The 1,329-nt window shown below is 68.3% G+C and carries 1 protein-coding gene; it reads right to left on the bottom strand.

Features of this window, described 5'->3' with window-relative positions; all coding sequences use genetic code 11:
• Positions 1-1,273, bottom strand: a 1,273-nt coding sequence (locus ABZ823_RS30930) for an IS701 family transposase (RefSeq protein ID WP_361666237.1), incomplete at its 3' end; no start/stop codon positions are given.
• Positions 1,274-1,329 lie beyond the last annotated feature (56 nt).

Below are 1,329 nucleotides of genomic sequence, written 5' to 3'. Positions count from 1 at the left end.
AGGTCCTGGATGGCGTCGAGGGTCTGGTAGAGGGTGAGTCCGGTGTATCGGCTTTTGGGGCCAGACGCTGTTCGGTGAGGAATGCGTGGGCGGCGGTGACCAGGGTGACGTGGTGATGCCATCCTGCCCAGGAGCGGCCCTCGAAGTGGTCCAGGCCCAGGCCGTGCTTGAGTTCCCGGTAGTCGTGCTCGATGCGCCAGCGGATCTTCGCCAGGCGGACCAGCTCGGCGATCGGGGTGCCGGCGGGCAGATCAGCGAGCCAGTAGCCGGTGGGTGCTTCGGCGCCGTCTGGCCATTCGACCAGCAGCGTCGCTTCGGGCAGGACACCGTCCCAGTGACCGTGTTCGGCGGTGGAGGCGGACTGGGCCAGACGGCGGGCCCTGACCCCGGCCGGCCGCGCCCGCAGTGCCAGAAAGCGCGAGCGCATCGGCCCGCGGGAGCCTTCACGCCAGGTGACCTTGGTGAACGACTGTAGTCCTTGGCTCATCGCCAGCGCGGACACTGAGGACGGCTTGTCCCGGTAGCGGGGCTGCGGCTTGCGGCCGTTTCCAGACCACGCCGGGGCGGTGGGCTGCGCGTCGTGTGGGTGGACGGTCACGTCCGAACGGACCGCCACGACATATCCGATGCCCCGCTCCCTCAGACCGTCGCGGAAGTCAGCATTCTGACCGTAGCCGGCATCGGCCACCACCATCGGCGGCACCAGCCCCCACCCGGCCAGCTCGTCGAAGGTGTCCAGGGCCAGGCGCCACTTCTCGCGGTGCCCGATCCCGTCCGGGATCCCCGTCTTGCGCCGACGGGCCGGATCGTCCGCCCACTCCTGAGGCACGAACAGGCGCCACTGCAGCGGACACGACGCGGTATCGGAGACCGCGTGCACGCTCACCGCGACCTGGCAGTTGGCCTGCTTGCCCAGCGCTCCGCAGTACTGCGGAGCGACCGCCACCGACATCCGGCCGTCCTTGGGGAACGACACGTCATCGACCGCCCAGGCGTCCGGGCCGACCTGCGGCACCATCCGCTGCGCGATCCGCCGCCGCACCGGCACCGGATCCCACGTCGACTGGTTCACGAACTGCTGAAGGTTCTGCTCGTTGCCGTCCGGCAGCCGCTCCGCCATGGCCTGGATGGACTTACGCCGTCCGTCCAGCATCAGCCCCCGCACATAGCAGTCACTCTTGGCCCGCTGATCCTTCCGCGGCACCGACGCGAACACATCAGCGACAAACAACGCTAACTTCGCCCGAGCACGGTTCACTTCATGTGCGTCCATACCTTCAACATGCCCCCAAACAGGACCGAGAGGCAGACGTAACGGAGTCCTACTAG

It is taken from the genome of Streptomyces sp. NPDC047079 (assembly GCF_040643755.1).
Taxonomy (GTDB): Bacteria; Actinomycetota; Actinomycetes; order Streptomycetales; family Streptomycetaceae; genus Streptomyces.
This window is presented reverse-complemented; position numbering and strand designations above follow the sequence as displayed.